General features: G+C 64.6%; 25 protein-coding genes. 11 read left to right on the top strand and 14 right to left on the bottom strand.

The genetic code is table 11. The annotated features are described in order from the left end of the window. Nucleotides 1-9: 9 nt before the first annotated feature. From FXB40_RS31870 to FXB40_RS31855, 4 genes are all read right to left on the bottom strand, one after another. Nucleotides 10-1,620 (bottom strand): ABC transporter substrate-binding protein, encoded by a 1,611-nt coding sequence (locus tag FXB40_RS31870; RefSeq protein ID WP_148776058.1) that lies wholly within the window; start codon nt 1,618-1,620, stop codon nt 10-12. A 165-nt stretch (nt 1,621-1,785) separates the two neighbouring features. Further along, complete coding sequence (locus FXB40_RS31865) at nt 1,786-2,391, bottom strand: TlpA disulfide reductase family protein (protein WP_148776057.1); 606 nt, start codon at nt 2,389-2,391, stop codon at nt 1,786-1,788. Beyond that, complete coding sequence (locus FXB40_RS31860; protein ID WP_148776056.1) at nt 2,384-2,845, bottom strand: DsrE family protein; 462 nt, start codon at nt 2,843-2,845, stop codon at nt 2,384-2,386. Before FXB40_RS31860 ends, FXB40_RS31865 begins: the two co-directional genes overlap by 8 nt. A 19-nt stretch (nt 2,846-2,864) precedes the next feature. After that, nucleotides 2,865-3,293: a DoxX family protein gene (locus tag FXB40_RS31855; protein ID WP_148776055.1), complete on the bottom strand. Its 429-nt coding sequence runs from the start codon at nt 3,291-3,293 to the stop codon at nt 2,865-2,867. Nucleotides 3,294-3,395: 102 nt separating this feature from the next. On the opposite strand from FXB40_RS31855, the gene FXB40_RS31850 reads away from it, so the two are divergent. Continuing rightward, entirely contained in the window at nt 3,396-4,280 is an 885-nt protein-coding gene (locus tag FXB40_RS31850; protein WP_148776054.1) for a LysR family transcriptional regulator, read from the top strand. Between the two features lie 39 nt (nt 4,281-4,319). On the opposite strand, the gene FXB40_RS31845 is transcribed toward FXB40_RS31850, so the two are convergent. Further along, nucleotides 4,320-5,045 carry an alpha/beta fold hydrolase gene (locus tag FXB40_RS31845; protein WP_148776053.1) on the bottom strand — a complete coding sequence of 242 codons (726 nt, stop codon included), beginning with the start codon at nt 5,043-5,045 and terminating at the stop codon, nt 4,320-4,322. Between the two features lie 158 nt (nt 5,046-5,203). Here FXB40_RS31845 and FXB40_RS31840 point away from each other — a divergent pair, with 158 nt between their 5' ends. Further along, the gene (locus FXB40_RS31840) at nt 5,204-6,184 is read left to right on the top strand and encodes a helix-turn-helix domain-containing protein (protein ID WP_148776052.1); all 981 of its coding nucleotides are present in this window, start codon (nt 5,204-5,206) and stop codon (nt 6,182-6,184) included. A 6-nt stretch (nt 6,185-6,190) separates the two neighbouring features. On the opposite strand, the gene FXB40_RS31835 is transcribed toward FXB40_RS31840, so the two are convergent. After that, the gene (locus tag FXB40_RS31835) at nt 6,191-7,336 is read right to left on the bottom strand and encodes an acyl-CoA dehydrogenase family protein (protein WP_148776051.1); all 1,146 of its coding nucleotides are present in this window, start codon (nt 7,334-7,336) and stop codon (nt 6,191-6,193) included. Between the two features lie 131 nt (nt 7,337-7,467). After that, nucleotides 7,468-8,412, bottom strand: coding sequence for an SDR family NAD(P)-dependent oxidoreductase (locus tag FXB40_RS31830; protein WP_246208075.1), 945 nt, complete (start codon nt 8,410-8,412; stop codon nt 7,468-7,470). A gap of 75 nt (nt 8,413-8,487) precedes the next feature. Between FXB40_RS31830 and FXB40_RS31825 the strand changes: the two genes are divergently transcribed. Both FXB40_RS31825 and FXB40_RS31820 read left to right on the top strand, forming a co-directional pair. Then, nucleotides 8,488-9,144: a TetR/AcrR family transcriptional regulator gene (locus FXB40_RS31825; RefSeq protein ID WP_148776050.1), complete on the top strand. Its 657-nt coding sequence runs from the start codon at nt 8,488-8,490 to the stop codon at nt 9,142-9,144. Between the two features lie 24 nt (nt 9,145-9,168). After that, a complete protein-coding gene (locus tag FXB40_RS31820; protein ID WP_148776049.1) occupies nt 9,169-9,846 on the top strand; it encodes an alpha/beta hydrolase family protein in 678 nt (225 codons plus the stop codon). Nucleotides 9,847-9,928: 82 nt separating this feature from the next. On the opposite strand, the gene FXB40_RS31815 is transcribed toward FXB40_RS31820, so the two are convergent. After that, the gene (locus FXB40_RS31815; protein ID WP_148776048.1) at nt 9,929-10,903 is read right to left on the bottom strand and encodes a ketopantoate reductase family protein; all 975 of its coding nucleotides are present in this window, start codon (nt 10,901-10,903) and stop codon (nt 9,929-9,931) included. 159 nt (nt 10,904-11,062) lie between these two features. Here FXB40_RS31815 and FXB40_RS31810 point away from each other — a divergent pair, with 159 nt between their 5' ends. Next, nucleotides 11,063-11,866 (top strand): enoyl-CoA hydratase-related protein, encoded by an 804-nt coding sequence (locus tag FXB40_RS31810; RefSeq protein ID WP_148776047.1) that lies wholly within the window; start codon nt 11,063-11,065, stop codon nt 11,864-11,866. A 110-nt stretch (nt 11,867-11,976) separates the two neighbouring features. Here the strand turns inward: FXB40_RS31810 and FXB40_RS31805 are convergent, their stop codons facing one another. Next, nucleotides 11,977-12,861 carry a LysR family transcriptional regulator gene (locus tag FXB40_RS31805; RefSeq protein WP_148776046.1) on the bottom strand — a complete coding sequence of 295 codons (885 nt, stop codon included), beginning with the start codon at nt 12,859-12,861 and terminating at the stop codon, nt 11,977-11,979. A gap of 112 nt (nt 12,862-12,973) precedes the next feature. Here FXB40_RS31805 and FXB40_RS31800 point away from each other — a divergent pair, with 112 nt between their 5' ends. From FXB40_RS31800 to FXB40_RS31785, 4 genes are read left to right on the top strand one after another with little or no spacing between them, the layout of a single operon-like run. Continuing rightward, complete coding sequence (locus tag FXB40_RS31800; protein ID WP_148776045.1) at nt 12,974-14,338, top strand: FAD-dependent oxidoreductase; 1,365 nt, start codon at nt 12,974-12,976, stop codon at nt 14,336-14,338. A 33-nt stretch (nt 14,339-14,371) separates the two neighbouring features. Next, complete coding sequence (locus FXB40_RS31795; RefSeq protein ID WP_148776044.1) at nt 14,372-15,376, top strand: ABC transporter substrate-binding protein; 1,005 nt, start codon at nt 14,372-14,374, stop codon at nt 15,374-15,376. A gap of 16 nt (nt 15,377-15,392) precedes the next feature. Further along, entirely contained in the window at nt 15,393-16,166 is a 774-nt protein-coding gene (locus tag FXB40_RS31790) for an ABC transporter ATP-binding protein (RefSeq protein WP_148776043.1), read from the top strand. Continuing rightward, nucleotides 16,159-16,980 carry an ABC transporter permease gene (locus tag FXB40_RS31785; RefSeq protein ID WP_148776042.1) on the top strand — a complete coding sequence of 274 codons (822 nt, stop codon included), beginning with the start codon at nt 16,159-16,161 and terminating at the stop codon, nt 16,978-16,980. Before FXB40_RS31790 ends, FXB40_RS31785 begins: the two co-directional genes overlap by 8 nt. A 114-nt stretch (nt 16,981-17,094) precedes the next feature. Here FXB40_RS31785 and gtdA read toward each other — a convergent pair whose 3' ends face one another. Beyond that, the gene (gene gtdA / locus FXB40_RS31780) at nt 17,095-18,135 is read right to left on the bottom strand and encodes a gentisate 1,2-dioxygenase (protein WP_148776041.1); all 1,041 of its coding nucleotides are present in this window, start codon (nt 18,133-18,135) and stop codon (nt 17,095-17,097) included. A gap of 108 nt (nt 18,136-18,243) precedes the next feature. Here gtdA and maiA point away from each other — a divergent pair, with 108 nt between their 5' ends. Together maiA and FXB40_RS31770 are read left to right on the top strand one after the other, a co-directional pair. Beyond that, a complete protein-coding gene (gene maiA / locus FXB40_RS31775) occupies nt 18,244-18,876 on the top strand; it encodes a maleylacetoacetate isomerase (protein ID WP_148776040.1) in 633 nt (210 codons plus the stop codon). Then, entirely contained in the window at nt 18,866-19,378 is a 513-nt protein-coding gene (locus FXB40_RS31770) for a MarR family winged helix-turn-helix transcriptional regulator (protein ID WP_187437283.1), read from the top strand. The genes maiA and FXB40_RS31770 overlap by 11 nt, the downstream gene beginning before the upstream one ends. 12 nt (nt 19,379-19,390) lie before the next feature. On the opposite strand, the gene FXB40_RS31765 is transcribed toward FXB40_RS31770, so the two are convergent. The 4 genes from FXB40_RS31765 to FXB40_RS31750 form a co-directional block, all read right to left on the bottom strand. Next, entirely contained in the window at nt 19,391-21,004 is a 1,614-nt protein-coding gene (locus FXB40_RS31765) for a benzoate-CoA ligase family protein (protein WP_148776037.1), read from the bottom strand. Next, nucleotides 21,001-22,155 carry an FAD-dependent monooxygenase gene (locus FXB40_RS31760; protein WP_187437282.1) on the bottom strand — a complete coding sequence of 385 codons (1,155 nt, stop codon included), beginning with the start codon at nt 22,153-22,155 and terminating at the stop codon, nt 21,001-21,003. Before FXB40_RS31760 ends, FXB40_RS31765 begins: the two co-directional genes overlap by 4 nt. Nucleotides 22,156-22,345: 190 nt before the next feature. Continuing rightward, nucleotides 22,346-22,561, bottom strand: coding sequence for a hypothetical protein (locus FXB40_RS31755; RefSeq protein WP_148776036.1), 216 nt, complete (start codon nt 22,559-22,561; stop codon nt 22,346-22,348). Between the two features lie 119 nt (nt 22,562-22,680). Then, nucleotides 22,681-23,505, bottom strand: coding sequence for a cysteine rich repeat-containing protein (locus FXB40_RS31750; protein WP_148776035.1), 825 nt, complete (start codon nt 23,503-23,505; stop codon nt 22,681-22,683). Between the last annotated feature and the right edge of the window lie 26 nt (nt 23,506-23,531).

Genomic DNA, 23,531 nt, shown 5'->3' with positions numbered 1-23,531 from the left:
GTCGGAAGCCTATTCGTTCTTGTCCACATTCCAGAACATCGGCGTCGCCGGGCCGTCGATCACGCCGGTGAGCGATTTGCGCCATGCACTCGGCGCCTGGAACTGGCCGAGCGGGACGTAGATCACCTGATCGTAGGCTTCTTTCTGCACGTCGAAGGCGATCTTCTTCCGCTCTTCCGGTGAGGCGGCGCGGGCAAAGGCGTCGCGCAGCTCTTCGAGCTTGGGGTCCTCGGACCAGCCGAACCAGCCGCCCTCCTTGCCCTTGCCGACCATCGCGCCATTGACGAGCGGGTTCATCGAATCGGCGGCGCCCTGGTATGTGAAGAACATGTTCCAGCCGCCTTCCTTCGGCGGCTTCTGGTTGGTGCGGCGGGTGACCACGGTCTGCCAGTCCATCGCCTGAAGATCGACCTTGAAGCCGGCCTCGCGCAGGAGCTGTGCGACCACGATCGGCTGCGCTTTCAGCAGGATCTGGTCGCCTGGCGCGAGGATCACCACGGGTGTGCCGTCGTAACCGGCCTCGGCCAGCGCCTTCTTGGCGTCCGCCATGCCGTTGCCCTTGATCAGGGTCTCGCCGCCGGCGTCGCTGGCCAGCGGCGTATCGCAGATGAAGAATGCGCCGCAGAGCTTGTAGTATTTGGGATTGCCGATCTGGGCGTCGAGCACGTCCTTCTGGTTGATCGCGAGCAGCGCGGCGCGGCGAATCTTCACATTGTCGAATGGCGGATGCAGGAAGTTCATCCGGCCGAACGATTGGAAGCCGAACTTGTTCAGGATGGTCACGTTGACATCCGGATTGGACTCGAGCGCGGGCAGCATGTCGAACGGCGGCGTTTCGACGAAATCGACATCACCCGATTGCAGCGCGTTGAGCGCGGTCTGCGCGTCCGGCATTGTCAGCCACTCGACACGGTCGACCTTGACCACCTTGCCGCCCGATGTCCATTCGGCCGGCTCCTTGCGCGGCACATAGTCGGTGTTTTTCTCATAAACGGCTTTCACGCCGGGCTGGAATTCGCCCGCCACGAATTTGAACGGGCCGGAGCCGATCTGCTCGGGAATCTGCTTGGTGATCGGGGTCTCCGCAAGCCGCTTGGGCATCATGAAGGCGCAGATCGACGATGGCTTGGCGATCGTCTCCAGGACCAGGCCATAGGGCTCCTTCAGCTTGAGGACGATCGTCTTGGCGTCCGCGGCTTCGATGCCGGCCGTGAAATCCATCAGCTTGCGCGCCATGCCGTCGACGCTGGTGCCCCAGCGCTTCAGCGAGGCGACGCAATCCTCCGCCGTCACCGGCGCGCCGTCATGCCACTTCAGGCCGTCGCGCAGGGTGAAGGTGTAGGTCAGCCTGTCCGCGGACACCGTCCAGTCGGCCATCTGCGGCTGCACCTTGAAGCTGGAATCGATGCCGAGCAGCGTATCGTAGACCATATAGCCATGGTCGCGGGTGATGATGGCCGTCGTGAAGCCGGGGTCGGTGACGCGAAGGTCCGACTGCATCACCGCAGTCAGGGTCTTCTTTCCGGTCGCAGCCGATGCAGCCGACGTCCAGGCAGCGGTAAGTGCCGATGGTACAACAGCCGCAAGCTGAAGCAGTTTCCGTCGCGAGACGTGAACCATTCGCAATTCTCCCGATGCAAGCGAGACCAGACGGCGGCTGCCGATGGCGGGCAGCGTATGGTTTGCCGCCGTACCTTGCAATGACGGTTGTCGCGCAAATCCGACTTCGTTTGCGGTCGAGCAGGGGCAATCGGAACCGCTGGCGCGACGGCAGGCTGCCTCGGTCTAGGCTTGCTCGCGATAGAATTGCAGCAGGCGTGCGCCTGCCGGCGAGAGCCATTCGGCCGCGCCGGTGATGTAGCCCTCGACGCGGTTGCTCGCTCCGACCAGATAGGTGATGGGCATGCCGATGAGCGTGAAGACCGAGGTAGATGCTTCCGCCGCCGCGTCATGCGCATCGACGTAGCAGGCGAGGTTCTGTACGGCGAGACCGCCGAGGAACGCGCGGATTTTTCGCAGGTCCTTGGTGTCGGTGCAGATTGCGACGACATCCAGTTGGTTGCGTTGCGATCCGGCGAGGCTTGCGAGCACGGGCAGATCGAGCCGGCAGGCCGCGCACCACGTCGCCCAGAAATTGACGAGCGTGATGCGTCCCGGCTTCGCCGTCACCACAGCGTCCTTTCCATGCAGGTCCTGAAGCCGCAGTTGCGGCATCGCGGCGCGGGGCCGCACCAGCGTGAACTGGCTGCGGCCGGTCTCGAACACCGGCGGCCAGGCGGGATCGCCGCCCTGCGCGCGGCTCGCACGCGGGGAAACAAGAAGCGCCGGCGCGGCGATCAGGAGCGATCGCCGGGTCAGTGCTGCGGCGGCCTCGCGAGCTGTCTTACGCATGGATATAGGCAAAACCCTTGAGTTGCAGGTCGACGACGCGTCCGATGCCGAAGGGGACGAGGCTCGCGCCCGATATCAGCGGAATCGAGACCTGCTCCTTGGCTTCCGCGATCGCCTTCGACGATGCGCACATGCTGTAGGTAAGATTGGGCAGCGACTGCCGCAGCGTCGCCAGTGGCTCGATCAGCGGCGTCCTGTCGGCGCGAAACACGTCGATGCCCTTGCCATTGGCGACGACCTCGATCAGCAACCGTGCGCCTCTGTCGGCAAAATGCTTTGCGAGGTTGGCGGAGTAGCTGATCGCATGTCCCATCACGTAAGGCTCGTTGCTGTCGATCAGGATCACGACGCCGTCAGCGAGACGATCCTCCTTGGCCGCGGCTGAGCCGCCGGCCGCGAGAATCGATGCGCCGGCGAGCAGGCCCCTGCGGGACCATCCATTGGCAGAGATCATGGCGGCGCTGTCCCGCCGGTCAGAATTGCCGCGGCGCGATCGGCGCCTTGCGGCCGCGTCCCCACAGCACGAACACGGCGAGTGCCAGCAGAACCAGATTGAGCGGCGTGACCGCGGCCTCGCCGCGCGAGACGTGGAACGTGATCGCAAACATCTGCAATACCGTGCAGCCGAGCGCAGCCAGCACCGTCAGCCGCGGCAGGATCCGTGTCAGGGCCGGCAGCAGGATGCCGATGCCGCCGGCGATGTCGATCAGGCCGATGATGCGGACGAAGGCTTCGGAGTGCTCGCCGGTCCAGGGCATCATCGCGGCCAGCTGCGGAATGGGCGTGAGCAGCTTGACCAGCCCCGCGGCGGCGAAGACGAAGAAGATGGCGCCTTGCGCGACCCACAGCCCGACGCGAAGGGGGCGGCCGGGCGTGGCGGTCTCAATGGCAGTGGTGGACATGGTGGTCTCCGAACATTTGAGGTTGCCACCATTTGATGGTTTCTCCATTTTTGATCATTATGTCTTCCGGGATGTGTTCATTTCCCCTATGTTGATGATCTCATGGATTCCCTGGTCAGCATGCGGGTGTTTTGCCTGGTCGCGGAGCTGAAGAGCTTTGCGGCCGCAGCCGAGCGCCTGCGCATCTCGCCCGCCATGGCGAGCAAGCACGTGATGCAGCTCGAGAAGCGGCTGGGCACGCGGCTCCTCAACCGGACCAGCCGGCGCGTCAGCCTGAGCGAGAGCGGTACGCTCTATTTCGAGCAGACGCGGCAGATGCTGGACTCGCTCGACGAGGTCGAAGCCGCCGTCAGCAAGGCGACAGTCGTTCCCCGCGGCACGCTGCGGCTGACGGCGCCGGTGTGGATGGCGAACACGATGTTCGCGAAGGTCCTGGCGGACTACCAAATCCGCTATCCGGACGTGCGGCTCGACATCGATCTTAGCGGTCGGCTGGTCAATCTGGTCGAAGAAGGGTTCGATCTCGCCTTGCGTGCGACGGCGGCGCCGGATGAAACCTTGATCGCACGCCCGATCACAACGGTCCCATTCCTCATGGTCGCCGCGCCCGCCTATCTCGATCGTGTCGGCCGAGCAAAGAGGCTGGCCGACCTCGCGGGGCAGTCCATGCTGCACTATGCGCTTTACCCAGGTGAGAACCTCTCGCTCAAACGGGACGGCGGCGTCGAAACGGTCAAATTGAATCCGGTCTTGCGCAGCGGCAACGAAACGCTGCTCCACATGGCTGCGCTGGAAGGCATGGGCCTTGCTTTTCTGCCGAAATGGCTGGTCGCCGATGACGTCGCCGCCGGACGTCTCGAGCAAGTCCTAGCCCAAGAGGCCATCTTCGAAGGCCGGCTGTTCGCAGTCTACCCCAGCCGCAAATATCTCTCTGCGAAGGTGAGAACCTTCATCGACTTCGTCGCGGCCGACAAGCGGATGAGATAGTTACAGCGACCGCGCGATCAACAGCGCGGGATGCGCAGGTCAGTCGCGCCCCGCCTCCATGATCGCCTTGGCGAGGCGGGCCGGATCAGAGAAGCACAGCTCGTGGCTTCCCGGCACCTGCACCAGGCGGAACAGGCCGAGCTTCTCCGACAGCCGCGGATGCCAGGAGTAGCTGTGCGGCAGCGCGGTGTCTTCCGTGCAGTTGATGTAGGATTTTGGCAGCTGCATCTCGGCTGGATTGGCCTTGAGCGCGATCTTGTCGGTGAAGGTCGCCAGTGGATGTGGATTGAGGATGTCATAAGCGCGCTGCGCCGTCTCGAGATCGGCATCGTTGATGAAGGCTTCACGCCAGATCGGGAACGGCAATACCACCGAGCCGTCGCCGCGCTCGGCCGCGATCGCATCGAACAGCCCGATATAGTGCGGCGGCACCATGTCGTTGAGCGACTCGCCGTTGTTGGGGACGAAGGCGTTCCAATAGACCAGCCGGCGGATGCGCTCGGGCGCGAGGTCGGCGACGCCCGTGATGATCATGCCGCCATAGGAATGGCCGAGCAGGACGACGTCCTTGAGATTGTTCTCGGCGAGATAGTCGGCGATCGACTGGATCGCTTCCTTCAGCCCCGTTGTCTTGGCGTCGCCCGGGCGGTTGCCCTTGATGGTCGGGAGGTAGACCTGATGGCCGGCGGCGCGGATCGGGGCGGCGACAGGCTCGAGCTCGGCACCGGTGTGCCAGGCGCCGTGGACGAGAACGTAGGTCGACATGTTGTGGCTCCTCCGCAGGATGTGGTTAGATCGGCATCAATTGGGTCCTTTGCGGCGCTCGCGAGGCGCGGCGGACAATTCTTGTTGTGCGAAGTGTGAACCGGCGGGCCATTTCCCGCTTGGCTGGGAGTGAACCGGATTGGTCTCGGAGTGAACCGATGCAGCAGGTCAATTCCACAAGCCGGCCGCGGCACGTCGTCTGGAACACCGCGGAGACGCGGCTGGACGAGCAGTTTTCCTATTACCGCGAGGCGATCTGCCAGGCCTTCATGAATTTGACGCCGGAATCGGCGACGACGTCACGCTTCCCGGCCAAGGTGGAGACGATCGGGCTCGGGGCCGGCGCGATCAACCGGGTGCTGTTTCCCGAGCACACCGTGAATCGTTCACGTGCCGACATCGCGGCGTCGCGCGAGAGCTGCTTCTATCTCAACTTCAAGCTCGCCGGGCGCTGCCGCATGCTCCAGGATGGCCGCGAGGTCAGCCTGTCGCAGGGCCAGGTCGGCATCGTCGACAGCGACCGCGAGGTGACTTTGTTGCACGATCGCGGTCCGACGCTGGAGGTCGCTTCGTTCTGGGTGCCGTCGCGTGCCTTGCGCGACCGGCTGCCGGCCTCGTTCGATTTCAGGGCCGAGCGCGTGTCCGACGATCCTCATGTCGGTCATCTCATCGTCGAGACCGCACGCTCCCTGAATGCCGGCGCATTGCGGATGGCGGAGGAGGACAGCGTTCGGCTGTTCGACGTGCTGCTCGACCTCGTTGCACTCAGCCTGTCGCGCCGCTCGCGGGCGCAGACGGCGGAAGCCGCAAGCTTCGCGGATGCCACCGTACTGGCGCTGCGCCGCGCCATTCACGAGCGGTTGCGCGAGCCGGGGTTGACGGTCGCGGCGGTCGCGGGCGCGGTCGGCATCAGCGAGCGCTATGTCCACAAGCTGTTCGAGCGCTCCGGCACGACGTTTTCGGACTATGTGATGGATCGCCGCCTCGTGGGCGCGGCGGCCGACCTGAAGGATCCGGCGCTGGGCGGCCGCGGGATCGGCGCCATCGCGTTCGACTGGGGCTTCTCGGACCTCTCTCACTTCACACGGCGGTTCAAACAGCGTTTCGGCTGCCGGCCACGGGATTGGCGTGCACGGTGAACGGCGCTACAGCGACCGTGCGATCAGCAGCTTCATGATCTCGTTGGTGCCGCCATAGATTTTCTGGATGCGGGAATCGATGAAGATGCGCGAGATCGGGTATTCCTGCATATAGCCGTAGCCGCCGAACAGCTGGAGGCACTCGTCGGCGGTCTGGACCTGCTTGTCCGAGCACCAGTATTTCGCCATCGACGCGGTAACGGTATCGAGATCCCCGGCGACCAGGCGCTCGATGCACCAGTCGACGAAGACGCGCGCGATCATCGCTTCCGTCTTGCGCTCGGCGAGCGTGAAGGCGGTGTTCTGGAAATCCATCAGCGGCTTGCCGAACGCCCTCCGTTCCTTGGTGTATTCGGTGGTGAGCTTGACCGCGCGCTCCATCGAGGCGACTGCGCCGACCGCGAGCGACAGGCGCTCCTGCGGCAATTGCTGCATCAGCTGCACAAAGCCCTGGCCCTCCTCCTTGCCGAGCAGGTTTTCCGGCGGCACCGTGACGTTGTCGAAGAACAGTTCCGACGTGTCGGAGGCGTGCAGGCCGATCTTGTCGAGGTTGCGCCCGCGCTTGTAGCCGTCCGCGCCCGCGGTCTCGACCACGATCAGCGAAATGCCCTTGGCGCCGACGTCGCCGGTGCGTGCGACGACGATCACGAGATCGGCGGCCTGGCCGTTGGTGATGAACGTCTTCTGGCCATTGATGACGTAGGAATTGCCCTGCTTCTTCGCGGTCGTCTTCACGGCCTGCAGGTCCGAGCCGGTGCCGGGTTCGGTCATGGCGACGGCGCCGACCATCTCGCCCGACGCCATCTTCGGCAGCCAGCGCTTCTTCTGCTCCTCCGATCCGTAATTGAGGATGTAGTGCGCGACGATAGCGCTGTGCACCGAAACGCCGGTCGTCAGCTCCGGCACGGTGCTTTCGAGATCCTCCAGCACGGCAGCGTCGTAGGCGAAGGTTGCGCCTAGGCCGCCATATCCCTCCGGGACGCTTGCCAGCAGCGCGCCCATTTTGCCGAGCCCGCGCCAGGCGAAGCGATCGACCATCTTCTGCTCGCGCCATTTCTCGGCATGCGGCGCCAGATCCTTGGCGAGATATTTCCGGAACTGGTCGCGGAAGACGTCGAGCTCTTCGGTCATCCAGGAGGAGCGGTAGGGCATGGCGGCCTCGATCGTTGATGGCGTGCCCGCTCAGCCGTGCCACAACGCCGGACGCGGGCGCAAGCCCGCAGCCTTGCTACGCCTGCCGGCGCTGCCAATGATTGTGTCTTGAGGCTGCGCCGGCGGATGCTCTATCCGGCCTGCGCGGTCTTGCCGCCATCGACGACGAACTGGCCGCCCGTCGTGTAGGGATGATCGTCAGAGGCGAGCACGAGTGCGAAGGCTGCGATCTCCTCCGCGGTCGCCACGCGCTGCATCCCCGGCACATGGGATTTGGCCCATTGCGCGATGGCCAGGTGCCAGGCGGCATCAGGGAGATTTTCCATGCCGGCGAGCCTGCGGATGAATGGCGTGTCCGTGGTGCCGGGGATCAGGGTATTGATGCGGATGCCGTACTGGGCATATTCGAGTGCCGCGGCCTGAACCATGCCGACAAGCCCGCGCTTGGCTGCGGAATAGGCCGAGCGATTCGCCGTCGTGGCGATGGCGTTGGATGAGGAGGTGACGACGATCGATCCACCCTTCTGCAGCATGTGTGGAATCTGGTACTTCATCGAGAGGAACACGCCGCGCAGGTCGGTATTGATCACGTCGTCGAATTCGGCTGCGCTGTACTGATGCAGCGGCTTTTCGATGGAGATTCCGGCATTGTTGAACGCCACGTCGAGCCTGCCATGGAGATCGATCGTCTTGTCGACCAATGCCTTGACCTCGGCCTCGTTGCGGACGTCGGCCCGGACGAACGCCGCGTCGCCGCCGCCCGCCTTGATCTCGTCTTCCACCTTCGCTCCGCGCTCGACGTTGCGTCCGCAGAACACGACCTTGCCGCCTTCGGCGGCGAACATCAGCGCGGCGGCGCGGCCGATGCCGGAGGTGCCGCCTGTCACGATGATGGCCTTGTCGGCGAAGCGGCGCCTCCCGCTGGGCTTCTGCTGCGGCAGCGTCGCGCCCTGGCCGAGCGCGATGCCGCCGGCAAGGCCGCCGACGGCGCTTGCCAGCATGCCCAGCGCGGCGCCGCCGACCAGATGCCGCCGCTTTACGCGCGAGGCTGCGGTGCTATGCTGCATTTCGGTCATTTCGAACTCCCGGCTGTCCAATCTTAACAGTGTTAAGATAGATAGCCCCCAATCTGAACAGTGTCAAGTTTGCGCATGACGAAACCGATCGCGCCCGCGCGCGCCAAGCCGAGCCACAAGGCTCCGAAGCCGGAAGCCGGCTATCATCATGGTGAACTTCAAGAAGCCCTGATCGCGGCCAGCGAGGCCATTCTCGCCGAGCACGGCGCCGAAGCTTTCACGCTGCGTGAGGCCGCCCGCCGCGCCGGCGTCTCTCCGGCGGCGCCGTCGCATCATTTCGGCAACGCGCAGGGCCTGCTGACCGAGGTGGCGATTCGCGGATATGATGCACTTGCAGGCGCGCTGCGGGATACGGCGTCCCGCAAGCAGGATACGCGCGAAAAGCTCCACGCTCAGGGCCTGGCTTATGTCGAATTCGCGCTGAAGCACCCCGGCCGCTTCCAGATGATGTTTGCCAACAAGCGCCTCGTCGCAGATGATCCGCGTCTCAGGCAGGCGAGCAGAGCGGCCGGCCGCGAGTTCGAGATCATCATCGCCGAGCTCGTCGGCGGGACGCCCAAGCAGGCGAAGACCGCGGCCGCGGCAGCCTGGTCGACCGTTCACGGCTTTGCCAAGCTTGCCCTGGAAGACAAATTCGGTTCAGTGAAGAGCGAGGCCGGATACCGCGAGATCATGACGATGCTCAATCACGTCCTGAACTATCTCTGGCCGGCGAGCAACGCGCGCCGCTAAGTGCAGATCGAGGGTCGAACGCGTATGATTGCCAAGGCGACAGAGCTCAAGCTCGACATCCAGCGTATCGCTACGGTATCGGCGATCCTGACACGGCCGGACAAGGCGCGCGCCTGCTACGTTCTGGCGCATGGCGCTGGCGCGGGGATGCGGCATGCATCCATGGACAAGATCGCGGAGGGTCTCAGCGATCGCGGCATTGCGACGTTCCGCTTCAATTTTCCCTACATGGAAAACAAGCAGGGCCGTCCCGACCAGCCGGCGGTCGCGCACGCCACGATCCGCGCGGCGGTCGAGGAGGCGGCGCGGCTCTGCCCCGGACTAAAGCTGGTGGCCGGCGGAAAATCGTTCGGTGGGCGCATGACGTCGCAGGCGCAAGCCAAGGCGCCGTTGCCGGGTGTGAAGGGGCTCGCCTTCCTCGGCTTTCCCCTGCATGCCGACAAGAAGCCGTCGACGGAGCGTGCCGAGCATCTCGCCCATGTCGCAATTCCCATGCTGTTCCTGCAAGGCACGCGCGACGGGCTCGCCGATCTCGGCCTTCTCAAGCCAGTCGTCGCGGCGCTCGGCGTAAAGGCGACGCTGCATGAGATCGAAGGCGGCGATCACTCCTTCGCGGTGCTGAAGAAGTCCGGCCGCACCGACGATGAGGCGCTTGCCGAGGTGCTCGACACGCTCGCGGCCTGGATCGACAAGCTCGGCTGAGGCACGAGCATGATCCGGAAAAGTGCGCAGCGTTTTTCCGAGAAGATTCATGCTCCAAAAGATAACGTGAAGCGCACGCGCTTCACGCCGAATAGAGCCCCTTGTCGCGGGCCTTCTGGATCGCCAGCGCTGCGATGAGATCGAGCGTCGGCGTCGACAGGCCGGCGGTGCGGGCGAAGGCGGCGGGCGCCTTTACCAGCACGTCGATCTCCATGGCGCGGCCGAGCTCGTAATCCTGCAGCAGCGATGGCTTGTGATTCGGGGCGGGGCCGCTGCGCGTCACGCGCTTGACCTCGGGGATGAAGTGCTGGGCGATGTCGTTGGCCTCGGTCAGCATGCGCGGAATGAGTTCGGAGAAGGCGGGGTCGTCGCGCACGCCGCGCGCGGTCTGGCCGGTCAGCAGGCACAGCACCGACAGCGACATGTTGGTCAGCAGCTTTGACCAGATCGCTTCGCGGATATCGGCCACCGGCGGCGATTCCAGTCGCGCATCGTTGAAGACGCCACGGAGTTTCGTGATGCGCTCGCAATTGCGGTCGTCGCATTCGCCGATCAGGAGGCGGTTGCGGTCCGGCGTCAGGTTCTGCACGACGCCGGGCGCAGTCACCTCGTTGGAGGAGAAGACCACTCCACCGATGATTCGCTCCTTCGGGATGCAGGCGCGCAGCCGCCCTCCGGGATCGAGGAAGGAAATGTCCGGCGGCGTCGGGTGCCGCGGCGGCAGGCCGATACCGTACCACCAGGGAATGCCGTTCTGGGCAAATACGATGGCGGTGTCGTCCTGGAGCAGCGGCTTGATGCTGGAGACCAGTCCGGTCAGCGCGGTGGCCTTCAGCGTCGAGATCACCACATCCTGCGGGCCGAGCTGGGCCGGATCGCCGGATGCGTTCACCTTGGCCGAGACCTCGGAATCGCCGACGCGCAGCTTCAGACCATTGGCGCGCACCGCCTCGAGATGCGCGCCGCGCATCACGCATGAGACCTCGTGGCCGGCGCGTGCGAGCCTGACCGCGAGATGGCTTCCGACGGCACCCGAGCCGAAAATGCAGATGCGCATATATATGTCCCGTCCCTGATCCCTTTGGTCGTCGCCCGGCGGCAGCATGACACAAGCCGCCATGCGATGGGCGCGACCGCCCCACGCCGGAAAGATATGGATCGAGGTCTATCGCCTCGTCCATAGTGCGCGGCAATCAATCTGACCGGAGGATCGCCGATGACTGCCAGCCCCGTCCTGTGGACCCTCGACGAGCGTGGGGTTGCGACCGTCACGTTGAACCGGCCCGAGGTCAACAACGCCTATGACGGCGCCCTGATCGCCGGCGTGCTCGCGGCCATGGACGAACTCGGCCAAAAGCCCAACCTGCGCGTCGTCGTGCTCAAGGGCAATGGCAAGCATTTCCAGGCCGGTGCCGACCTCAAATGGATCAATGGCGTGCGGCCGCAGTCGGCCGAGGCCAACGAGACGGCGTCCCGGGCGACGTTCGAGGCCGTGCAGCGGCTCAACACGCTGCCGATCCCGACGGTGGCGTTGGTGCAGGGCGGCTGCTTTGGTGGCGGCACGGGCGTGATTTCGGCCTGCGACGTCGTGATCGCCGCCGACAACGCCCTGTTCTCGATCACCGAAGTGCGCTGGGGCCTGACCGCCGCCATCATCATCCCGCAGCTCTGCGACGCCATTAGTGTACGGCAAGTCCGTCGTTATGCACTGACCGGCGAACGCTTCGGCGCCGAAGACGCCCGCCGTATCGGCCTCGTCCACGAGGTGGTGCCGCTCGCCGATCTCGAAGCCGCAGGCAGCAAGGTGGTCGAGCAGTTGCTCGCCAACGGGCCGGAAGCGATGGCCGAGACCAAGCGGCTGGCGCTGGAAAGCTCGTTCGGCGGGATGGCGGTGGACGATCCGGCTCACACGCGGCTGGTGCAGCTGCATTCGCTCAAGCGCCAGAGCGCGGAGGCGGCGGAGGGTCTGGCGTCGTTCGCGGACAAGCGCGCAGCGAACTGGGGCGGCGGCAAGGGCTGAGCGCAGATGTTGTGAATGTAGCCCGGATGAAGCGCAGCGCAATCCGGGGCCAGTATCCCCGCGTTCGGCTCCGCTCCATGCGGGCTACGGCACCGCACGCTTGGCGCCCTTCACAGCGACGACGCGAGCGACGTTTTCAGCAGGGTCAGCAGCGCCTGCACTGCGGCCGCATTGCGCCGCCGCTCGGGGATCGCGGCTTTCACCCATAATTCCGGGATCGGAAAGTCGCGCAGCACCGGCTTGAGCGTGCCCTCGCGCAGGGCATCCGCGACGAGATAATGCGACATCAGCGCGATGCCGTTGCCCGCGATCGCACTGCGCGCCAGCACATGTCCCTCGTTGGACGACAGCAGCGGGCTGACCTGGATGTTGATGCGGCCGCGCGGTCCGTCAAAGATCCATTCCGGGCCGGTCGGCAGGAAGCTGAGGCAGCGATGCTCGACGAGGTCGCGCGGATGCTTTGGCGTGCCGTGTTTCTTCAGATAGGCCGGTGAAGCGCAGAGCAGCCGCTTCAGCGCACACAAGGGTTCGTCGACCACGCCTCCGAAGGAATGCGGGAAGGCGCCGATGGCAATGTCGAATCCCTCGGCGACGGGATCGACCGGACGATCGATCAGCACGATCTCGAGTTTTAATCGCGGGTTCTGGGTCTGAAATGCGCTGAAGGCGTCCGCAAGCCGCGCCACCGTCAGCGAGGTCGGCGCCTTGATGCGGAGGTGATCGACGAGATCGTGGCCCTTCTCGCCCATGCGCGAGAGCAGATCGGTGGCGTCGGTCACCACGCCGCGCGCGCGATGCACATAGCGTTGACCGGCGTCAGTCAGCCGCAATTGCCGGGTCGAGCGGTGAAACAGCGGCGTGCCGATCCGCGCCTCCAGCTGCGTGACGCGCTTTGCCACGACCGAGGTCGAGACGCCGAGCTTTCGCGCGGCGGCGGAGAAGCCGGCGGCATCCGCGGTGGCGAGGAAGGCCTGAAGGTTTACCAGGATGTCCATTTTGACCTTTCTCGATTCGAGAAAGCTGATCGCGTATATTGGTGGATTGTAGCGCCCCTCGCGCTAATTCATAGTCGGCCCCAAGCAAGAGATTTTGGGAGAAGGACGCGCCATGCGGGCCACGACGATCGAAGAACCAGCGCGCAAGGTGCCGCTTTACGGCGAATATGAAGTCGTCGTGCTCGGCGGCGGCCCCGCCGGCATCGTGGCAGCGGCGTCCGCCGCGCGCGCCGGACGGAAAACGCTGCTGATCGAGCGCTATGGCTTTCTCGGCGGCATGGGCACCGCGGCAGGCGTCACCAATTTCTGCGGCCTGCATGGCAATGTTTACGGCGAGGCCGTCCGGCTGGTGCAGGGTATGGCGTCCGACCTGCTGGCGCGGATCGATCGTCTAAACGGCCTTAATGCGCCACATCTGATCCTCGGTAAGGTCTTCGCCCAGGCCTATGACACCGCGGCCTACAAGATCGCAGCCGACGAGCTGCTGGCGAGCCACAAGGTCCACATTCTCTTCCATGCGCTCGGTGCCGGCGTCGTGATGGGCGATAACCGCCGCATCGACGCGCTGATGGTCGAGACCAAGGCGGGCCGGCAGGCGGTACGATCAGAGATTTTCATCGATTGCTCCGGCGACGGCGATCTCGCGGTCTGGGCCGGCGCGCCGTTCGACATTGGCGATGAACACGGCCATCCGATGTACCCGTCGATGATGCTCCGCCTCAACGGCATCGATCCCGCAAAGGCGGGCGATGCCTGGCGGACCATCCCGCAATTGATGGAACAGGCCACCGCAGCCGGCACGCACAAATTCCCGCGCAAGAGCGCGATCGTGCGGCCGCAAAAATCCGGCATCGAATGGCGAGTGAATTTCACCCAGATCGCGCGCGAGGACGGCCACGCCATCAATGGTGTCGAGCCCGACGATCTCACCCGCGGCGAGATCGAGGGCCGCAAGCAGGCGCTCGCAGCCTATGAATTCCTGCGCACCGTGCCGGGGTTTGAAAAATCCTACATCGTCGATCTGCCGCCGCAGCTCGGCATCCGCGAGACCCGGCGCATCAAGGGTGGCTATCAGCTCAGCGGCGAGGACGTGCTTGGCTGCGCCTCGTTCGAGGATTCCATCGGCGTCAATGGCTGGCCGATCGAGGCCCATGTTCCCGGCGACGTCGTCTTCACCTTCCCGCCGATCCCGGAATCGCGCGGCTATAACGAGCTGCCGTACCGGATGCTGGTGCCCGAGGGCGTCGATAACCTCCTGGTCGCCGGCCGCTGTGCCTCGATGACCCATGAGGGGCAGTCGGCGGCGCGGGTTTCCGGGGCCTGTTTCGTGATGGGGGAGGCCGCGGGTTCCGCAGCCGCCCTGGCGCTGTCCGGAAATCGGGTCCCGCGTGACTTACCCGTTGAAAAATTGCAGGAAACGTTGAAACAACAGGGCGCCTTTATCGGGCGGGACCAGCCGGTGCCCGAGGGCCTGTAACGGACTGCAAGAAGAACCATTGGAGGAAGCGGGATGATCGGGATTGCGCGGCTCGCGGCAGCTGGCCTTTTGGCGATGATGGCGATGGGCACGGCCCGGGCCGAAGACGCACTGAAGGCCAAGATCGGCGTGCTCCGCCTGTCGTCCTCGGCGCCGGTCTTCATCGCGCAGGACAAGGGCTACTTTCGCGAAGCCGGCCTCGACGTCGAGCTGAAATTTTTCGACGCGGCGCAGCCGATTGCGGTCGCCACGACCTCGGGCGATGTCGATTTCGGCGTCACGGCTTTCACCGCCGGCCTCTATAATCTCGCGGGCAAGGGCGTGCTGAAGGTGATCGGCGGCATGAGCCGCGAGAAGGCCGGCTATCCCCTGATCGGCTATTTCGCCAGTAACAACGCCTACGTGAGCGGCCTCAAGACGCCGAAGGATCTCGCGGGCAAGCGCATCGCGGTCACGCAGGTCGGATCATCCTTCCATTATTCACTCGGCCTGCTCGCCGACAAATACGGCTTCAAGCTCTCTGAAGTGAAGATCGTGCCGCTGCAGTCATTGTCGAACGCAGCCGCCGCGCTGAAGGGCGAGACCGTCGATGCGGCGCTGCTGCCGATCTCGACGGCGCGAAAGCTGATGGACGAAGGCGGCGCAAAATTCCTGGGCTGGGTCGGCGACGAGACGCCCTGGCAATTGGGCGCGGTGTTCGCCTCGCCGAAGACACTGACCAACAAGGTGCTGGTGACGAAATTTCTCGATGTACTCGCAAAAGCCGATCGCGAATATCACGACGTCATTCTGGCTTCGATGAAGGACGGCGTTGCGCCGATCAACGACAAGACAAAGCCGTTGCTGGAGATCATCGCAAAGTACACCAATTTGCCGGTCGAGCAGGTGGTCGGCAATTGCGCCTATATCGATCCGGACGGCAAGCTCGACGTCAAGAACGTCGACAACCAGATCAAATGGCTCCAGGAGCAGGGCTTTGCCGACAAGGGCTTTGATGCCAATACGATCATCGCCAAGGATTTTGTGAAGGCGGATTGAGAGTAGAACGCAGCATATGGACCTGATCGCCAACCACATCTCCCACCGCTTCGGCGATCTCGCCGTGCTCGACGACATCTCGTTCACGGTGAGTGCGGGCGAGGTGGTGGCGATCGTGGGGCCCTCCGGCTGTGGCAAGAGCACGCTGCTGTCGATCCTCGGCGGGCTGCTGCAGCCGACGTCGGGTGCGCCCGAGCTGCGTGGCACGCCGCCGGCGGACAGCCTTAATCCGCTGACCTTCGTGTTCCAGGATTTTGCGTTGCTGCCCTGGGCGACGGTCGAGGAGAATGTCGAATTCCCGCTGCTCCATACCCAGCTCTCGGCCGCGCAGCGCCGCGCGCTGGTCGAGGATGCCCTGCGCCGCACGGGACTGACCGATTTTCGCAAGACCTATCCAAAGCAGCTCTCCGGCGGCATGCGCCAGCGCGTCGGCATTTCGCGCGCGCTTGCGGTCAAGCCTGCCATCCTGCTGATGGACGAGCCGCTCTCGGCATTGGACTCGCAGACGCGCGAGCTGCTGATGGAGGATTTCGTTCGCCTGCTCGCCGATGGCGGCATGGGTGCGGTCTATGTCACGCACAATCTCGAAGAGGCGGCTCGGCTCGCCGACCACATCGTGGTGTTGTCGCGGCGGCCGGGCCGTATCCGCGAGGTTGTCGCCGTGCCGATGACGCGCGCTGAACGCGGCGAAATCGCTGCGCGCGAAAAGCTGCTGGCGCTGCAGAACCAGATCTGGTCGCTGATCCGCAACGAGGCGATCGACGCCGAGCGCGAGGTGCAGCATGCTTGATCGCGCGACGGACACATCAACCAAGGATGATACGACGCGGCGCGTGCGTTTCCGCGGCGCGGGCTTCGTGCCTGCGTCCAGCCGCTTCGCCGGCTGGATCGCGCTCGCGCTGGTCATCGCCATCTGGCAGGTGGCGGGCAGCACCGGCCTCGTCAATCCGCTGTTCCTGCCGGCTCCTTCGGCCATCGTGCGGGCGATCTATCAGCTCGCGATGTCGGGCGCGCTCTGGCAGCACCTCTCGGCGTCGATCCTGCGCATCGGCGTCGGCTGGCTGCTGGGGACCACGGCTGGCGTCGCGGTCGGCTTCGCCATCGGCCTGTCGCGGCTGGCGCGCAGCGTCGGCATCACCTTCATCTCGGCGCTGTTTCCGATCCCGAAGATCGCGCTGCTGCCGCTCCTGATCCTCTGGCTCGGCATCGGCGAAGAGCCGAAGATCGCGACCATTGCGCTTGGGGTGTTCTTCTCGACCGCGATCTCGGTCTATAGCGGCGTCGATGCGGTGCCGCGCAACCTCATCCGCATGGCGCAAAGTTTCAACGTTCCCTTCGCCACCATCGTGCGCAAGGTGGTGTGGCCGGGCGCGCTGCCCGCCATCCTCGCCGGCTTTCGCATCACGGCGTCAGTGGCGCTGCTGCTCGTCGTCAGCGCGGAGATGATCGGCGCCCAATACGGCATCGGCGCCTTCGTGCTCCAGGCCGGTAATCTCATGCAGACCGATCAGCTGCTCGCGGGCGTGGTGATCCTGTCGGTGTTCGGGCTTGTGGTCGGGAAGGTAATTAATCTGCTCGAGATCAAGCTGCTGCACTGGCGCTAGCCGCGCCCGTCATTGCGAGGAGCGAAGCGACGAAGCAATCCAGACTGTCTCCGCGGGAAGATTCTGGATTGCTTCGCTTCGCTCGCGATGACGACGTGGCCAACAGCGTGACCCTCACGCGTTCCCGCGATCTTCCCGAAACAAATCCAGCTTCTGCTGCACCGGCCGGTCCGAGAAGCTGAACAGCACCGCGTCGTCATCCGCCTCGTGCGTCACCCATTGCCAGCTCGGCACCACGAACAGATCGCGCGGGCCCCACTCGAAAACCGCATCGCCGATGCGGCTGCGGCCCTTGCCTTCGATCGGACAGAACACCGTTGCGTCCGTCGCGCGGTAGCGTGCGGTCTTGAAGCCCTTCGGCAGCAATTGAATGAAGGTCCCGATGGTCGGCATCGCGAAATCGCCGGTCTCGGGGTTGCTGAACTTGAGCTTCAGCCCGTGGCAGGCGTCCCATTCCTGGCTCGTCCTGGCCTTCTCCAGCGCCTCGCGGGTGTAGGCGTAGGGATAGCTGAAGATCGGCGAGGTCTTCGATGACCGTTTCACATCGACCGGCAGCAAATTGTGACCGTAGCGGGCAAAGCTGTCGCCGGCAGGCTTTGTGATCTTCTGCTGGTCTTCCTTGGAGCCTTCCGCGAAGGAGCAGTCGAAGAACTGCACCAGCGGAATATCGAGGCCGTCGAGCCAGAACATCGGCTCGCTGGTCTCGTTGGAATGATCGTGCCATGTCATCGACGGCGTGATGATGAAGTCGCCGGGCTCCATCGCGGTGCGCTCGCCGTCAACGGCGGTATGCGCGCCCTTGCCCTCGAGCACGAAGCGCAGCGCCGACTGGCTGTGCCGGTGCGCGGGCGCGACGTCGCCGGGCACCACCATCTGCACGCCGGCATAGAGCGATGTCGTGATCCTGGACTGGCCGCGCAGGCCCGGGTTCTCCAGCACCAGCACCCGCCGCTCGGCTTCCTTGGCGGTGATCAGCTTGCCGGCCTCACGCATGTAGTCGCGGATGACATCGAATTTCCACAGGTGCGGCCGGCAGGCGCTCTTCGGCTCCGGCGTGATCAAATCGCTCATCACCGTCCACAGCGCGGTGAGATTCTCGCCGTCGATCTTCTTGTAGAACGCCTCGCGTTCCGGCGTCTTGGTCACGGCTTCCATGGCGCGGCTCCCGTCGTTTTTCTAGATTGACAGCATACTGACAATCTTTTTAGCGTCAATGGCGGCCGCTCTTGCTAAGTAACGAGAAAATTCAGAGGGAGAGTTCCGATGAAGCTGCACGGCTATTTCCGGTCCAGCGCCGCCTACCGCGTGCGCATCGCGCTGAATCTCAAGGGCCTCGGTGCCGAGCATTTGCCGCATCATCTTCGCAAGGGCGAACAATGTGCGCCCGCCTATCTCGCCATCAATCCGCAAGGCCTGGTGCCGGCGCTGGAGGATGATGCGGGCGTGGTGCTGACCCAGTCGGTCGCGATTATCGAATGGCTCGACGAGACGCACCCCAATCCGCCATTGCTGCCGAAGGATACGCTGCAGCGCGCCAAGGTGCGGGCGTTTGCGCTTGCGATTGCCTGCGACACCCACCCGGTGCAGAATTTGAAGGTGCTGGCGCGGCTGCGCGAGCTTGGGCTGCCCGAAGAGAAGGTCCAGGATTGGGCCGCCTGGGTCAATCGCGAGGGGTTGTCGGCCTGCGAGACGCTGATCAGGGATGAGAAGGGGCCGTTCTGCTTCGGCGATGCACCGACGCTCGCCGATCTCTGCCTCGTGCCGCAGCTCGCCAATGCGCGCCGCTTCGGCGTCGATGTCGCGGCGTATCCCCGTCTGCTCAAGGCCGAGGCCGCCGCCAAGGCGCTGCCCGCCTTCGCCAATGCCGCTCCGGAGAAACAGCCCGATGCCGAGTAAGCCTCTTCCTCCGATCACGATAGACGCGGTCTATGCCGCGCCGGGCTATCTGTTCCGGCGCATGCAGCAAATCGCGGTCTCGATCTTCATAGAGGAGTGCAAGGCGTTCGATCTCACGCCGGTGCAATATGCGGCGCTGATCGCGATCCACACCCATCCCGGCATCGACGCGACGCGGCTGTCGGCAGTGATCGCCTTCGACCGCTCCACGCTCGGTAGCGTGATCGAGCGTCTTCAGGCCAAGGATTTTGTCGAGCGCAAGCCGGCGCCAGAGGACAAGCGTATCAAGCTGCTCTATCTGACCAAGCTGGGCGCCGCGATTCTGCGCGAGATCATCCCCGCTGTCGAACGTGCGCAGGCGCGCATGCTGGAGCCGCTCAAGCCCACCGAACGCAAGGCGCTGATGGGGCTCATGGCGCAGCTCGTCGATCTCAACAACGAAGCCTCGCGGGTGCCGCTTCGGGCGGAGGATGCGCTGGAGCATCTGGGGAAGGGTGGGTGAGGGTACGTCGCCTCACATCCGCAACAACGCTTGCCGATCGATCTTCCCGGTACCCGTCTTTGGCAGCTCGTCGATGAAAATCACCTCGCGCGGATATTTGTAGGGCAAGAGCTTGCCCTTGACGTAATCCTGCAGCCGCCGCGTCGCGTCGTTCTGGTCAGTGGCGCGGTTGTTCATGACCACCACGGCCTTCAGCGTCATGCGCCGGTCCGGCAGTTCGGCCGCGAACACGGCGCATTCGCGAATCTCGGGATGGTCGGCGAGGCACAGCTCGACCTCGAGCGGGTAGACCCACTGGCCCGAGATCTTGATGAGATCATCGGCGCGGCCGCGGAAGAAGTGAAAACCGTCGCTGTCGCGAACAAAGCGGTCGCCGGTGTAGATCCAGCCGCCCTCGCGGATGGTCTCGGCGGATTTGTCCGACCGGTTCCAGTACAGCGGCGTGTTGGAATCGCCGCGCACCCACAAAATGCCTTCCTCATGGTCGCCGACGTCGCGCCCTTCCTTGTCGCGCAGTGCGACCTCGTAGCCGGGAACGCGCAAGCCCGCCGCGCCGAGCTTCTTCTGCTCGGGGCGGTTGGAGAGATAGATGTGCAACACCTCGGTCGAGCCGAGACCTTCGACGATCTCCAGGCCCGTGAGCGCTTTCCAGCCGTTGAAGACATCGGCCGAGAGCACTTCGGCGGCTGACAGCGCCATGCGCAGCGACGAGAAGTTCGTCTGTTGCGCGCCCTCGGCCCTGGTCAGCGAGGTATAAAGCGTCGGCAAACCGAAGAAGACCGTCGGCTTGTACTGCTCGATCGCGGCGAAGATCGAAGCAGGCTTCGGCTGCCCCGGCAGAAGCAAAGTTGCCGCGCCCGCGGAGAACGGAAAGGTGACGGAGTTGCCAAAGCCATAGGCGAAGAAAATCTTCGGCACGGAGAAGCAGATGTCGTCCGGGGTCAGCTTCAGCACGTTTTGCGCAAAAGCGACCTCGCTATAGGCCATGTCGTGCTGGAGATGCACGATGCCCTTGGGCCGGCCGGTCGAGCCGGAGGAGTACATCCAGAACGCCATCTCGTCGCGATGCGTCGGCGCTTCGGCCAGCTCGGCCGGGAATTGCGAAAGCCAGTTCGCGGCAGCCATCGCCTTGGGCGCGGCGTGATCGCCGACATCGCCATTGACGACGATCAGCGCGCGCAGCTCCGTGTCCTTGCAGGCCTCGGTGTTGAAGCGCGCGCAGAATTCGGCATCCGCCACCGCAACGGTCGCGCCGGAATCGGCGAGATAGAATTGCAGCAGGTCCGGCGGCGTCAGCGTGTTGATCAGCAGCGGCACGAAGCCGGCGCGCACCGCGCCGAAGAAGGCGGCGGTATAGGCCGGCGTGTCGTCGAGGAACAGCAGCACGCGGTCACCGCGCTGCAGGCCGAGCGACGCAAAGCCGTTGCCCCAGCGGCAAGCCTCGGCACAGAGCTCGGCATAGGTCCGCGTGCCCGCCGGGCCAATCAGCGCGAGCTTGTCGCTGCGGCCTTTGGCGAGATTGTCGAACAGCACGCGGCTGGCGTTGTAGGTTTCCGGAACGGCAAAGCCGATCTCGCGGGCGCCCGCGCTGTCCGCGGGCACCTGGTCGCGTATCTCGTTGCTCATGCCGTAGCCTCGCCGTCCGCGTCTCCGCCGTTTTTCGCGGCCTCGTATTGCGCCATGAAGGTCGGCGACATGTGGCGCAGACGTGCATCGTCGATGCGGCCGGAGCGGGTGATGTAGCTATAGGCGAAATCCATCAGGCCGAGCTGCATGTGCTGGGCAAAGTGCTCGTACCAGAAGGCGCTGGTGCGCGCGGCATTGACGAGCTTTTGCACCACCGGCTTGCGCGCCGCCTGGTAGCGATGCAGCGCAGTCGTCAGATGCGCATCCGATTCCAGCGCCTTCACCAGCGCGACCGCATCCTCGATCGCGAGCCGCGTGCCCGAGCCGATCGAGAAATGTGCCGAGTGCAGCGCATCGCCAATCAGCACCATGTTCTTGAACGACCAGTGCTCGTTCCAGACCCAGGGAAAATTGCGCCAGACCGATTTGTTGGAGACCAGGCAGTGGCCGCCGAGCGTGTCGGCAAACACCTCTTCGCAGACGCCCTTGGACTGCTCGGCGTCCTTGTAGGCGAAGCCATAGGCCTGCCAGGTCGCGTTGTCGCATTCGACCAGGAACGTGCTCATGGTCGGCGAATAGCGATAGTGGTGAGCGTTGAAGGCGCCGCGGTCGGTCTTCACGAACGTCTGCGACAGCGTCTCGAAGTGTTTTGAGGTACCGTACCAGACGAATTTGTTGGAGGAGTAGGACAGCGAGGTGCCGAAATCGCCCTCGTAAGCGCGGCGCACCAGCGAATTCAAGCCGTCGGAGGCGACGATCAGATCGTGGCCGTTGAGCTGGTCGATCGTTTGGATCTGGGTGTCGAAGCGCGCCGTGACGCCGGCATCGAGCGCGCGCTGCTGCAGGAACTGCAGGAGCTCCAGCCGGCCGATCGAGGAGAAGCCGACGCCGTCGATGGCGACGCTGTCGCTACCGTGGTTCAGCGTGATGTTCTCCCAGCTCTCCATATGCGGCGCGATCGCATCGACCGTCTCGGGGTCGTCAGCGCGCAGAAACTCGAGAGCCTGGTCGGAGAACACCACGCCAAAGCCCCAGGTCGCGTCGGCCGGGTTCTGTTCGAACAGGTCGACTTGATCCTCGGGGTGACGCTTCTTCCAGAGATAGGCGAAATAGAGCCCACCGGGCCCCCCGCCAATCACGGCGATCCGCAAATTCTGCCTCCCTAATTGACAGTATACTTACTATCTCAGGGTAGACTAATGGGCTCCGGCTTCCCACGCCAGCGGAATTATCGGAAAGGCGTAGCAGGCCGCAGCACGGCCGTGGGCACAATTTTCGCGTGTGCCCGAAACCGTCAGCTGCGAATCATAGCCAAACTACGCCGGATTGACCACCCGCGCGTCAGACGCAGCGTTTTACGTAGACCCCGTCCACCAGCACCCTGGTACAGCGAACCGCCGGAACCGGCCTGCGGACCACGACGGCGCCGTTCGGTCCGGCGCAACCGGCGCGGTAGACGCCGCGGGCGCACACGACCGCGTTGGCATCAGACGACTCGAACGTCATTGTCGCCGCAAAGGCGAGCAGCGCGGAAGTGATGAGCAGAAATGCACGCATGTGTTTCTCCCGGTCTTGTCGTGATTGAAATCGGTTGTCGGCAAAAGATTGATCGCAAGAGGCGCGCGAAAATTCACGCGCGCCGCTCACCATTGATGGCAGCGTGAGCAGCGCGCCGCTTATCGCGCAGCGAACGGCGCAAGCACGTCCTTGCAGCCGGGCGAGAGCGACGCCGCGTTGCTGGCGATGCATTGCACGATGCGGCCGCCACCGGGCTGGACGCCGGCGCAGAGCGTGCGGATGTCGGCGCCGCAAGCGGAGCGGACGATGAACAGCTCTTCACGCGGCCGCAGCGGGCGCAATACGATCACGGCTGGCGCGGCCGCCGGTGCTGCTCCGGCAGCAGCTGCTGGCGCGGCCGTCGCTGTTGCGCCGCCGCCACCGGCCGCGGCGGTCACGGCCTTCGCGCAAGCCGCCGAAACCTTGGCCTTGTTCTTCTCCAGGCACTCGAGCGCAGGAGCACCGCCCGGCGGCACACTGGCGCAAACCTTGGGATAATCGCCGCGGCACGCGCTCTTGACCGCCCCAACTTGCGCGCTGCTCGGCTGCTTGGCCGCCGCTGCTTTCGGAGCAGTTTCTGCAGCCGGCTTCGCCGCAGGCTCGGCAGCCGGTGCTGCCTCAGTCTTTGCAGGTTCAGATTTGGCCGGCTCGGATTTGGCGGGCGCTGCTTCGCTCTTCGGCGCCGCAGCCGGCTCGACTGCGCGAACCGCGGTCTGGCATCCCGACGACAGGCTCGACATGTGGCTCTGCAAACATTGATACGCTTCAACGCCGCCGGGCGTCACGCTCGCGCAGTGCGCCATGAAATCCGAGCGGCACGCGGAGCGGATGGCGCTCTTCTGCGCCTCGGTCGGCGCTTGCGCGAATGCGCTTGTTGCAGTTGCGAAGAGTGCTGCGGCGAGCAACGCCTTTCGCGTCGAAACATGTTTCAACGTGTTGAACATCTGGGTGAATTCCTGCCCTGTCGGCA

Source organism: Bradyrhizobium rifense, from assembly GCF_008123425.1.
Lineage (GTDB): Bacteria > Pseudomonadota > Alphaproteobacteria > Rhizobiales > Xanthobacteraceae > Bradyrhizobium > Bradyrhizobium rifense.
Note: the sequence above shows the minus strand (reverse complement) of the source record. Positions and strands in the feature narration are given on the sequence as shown.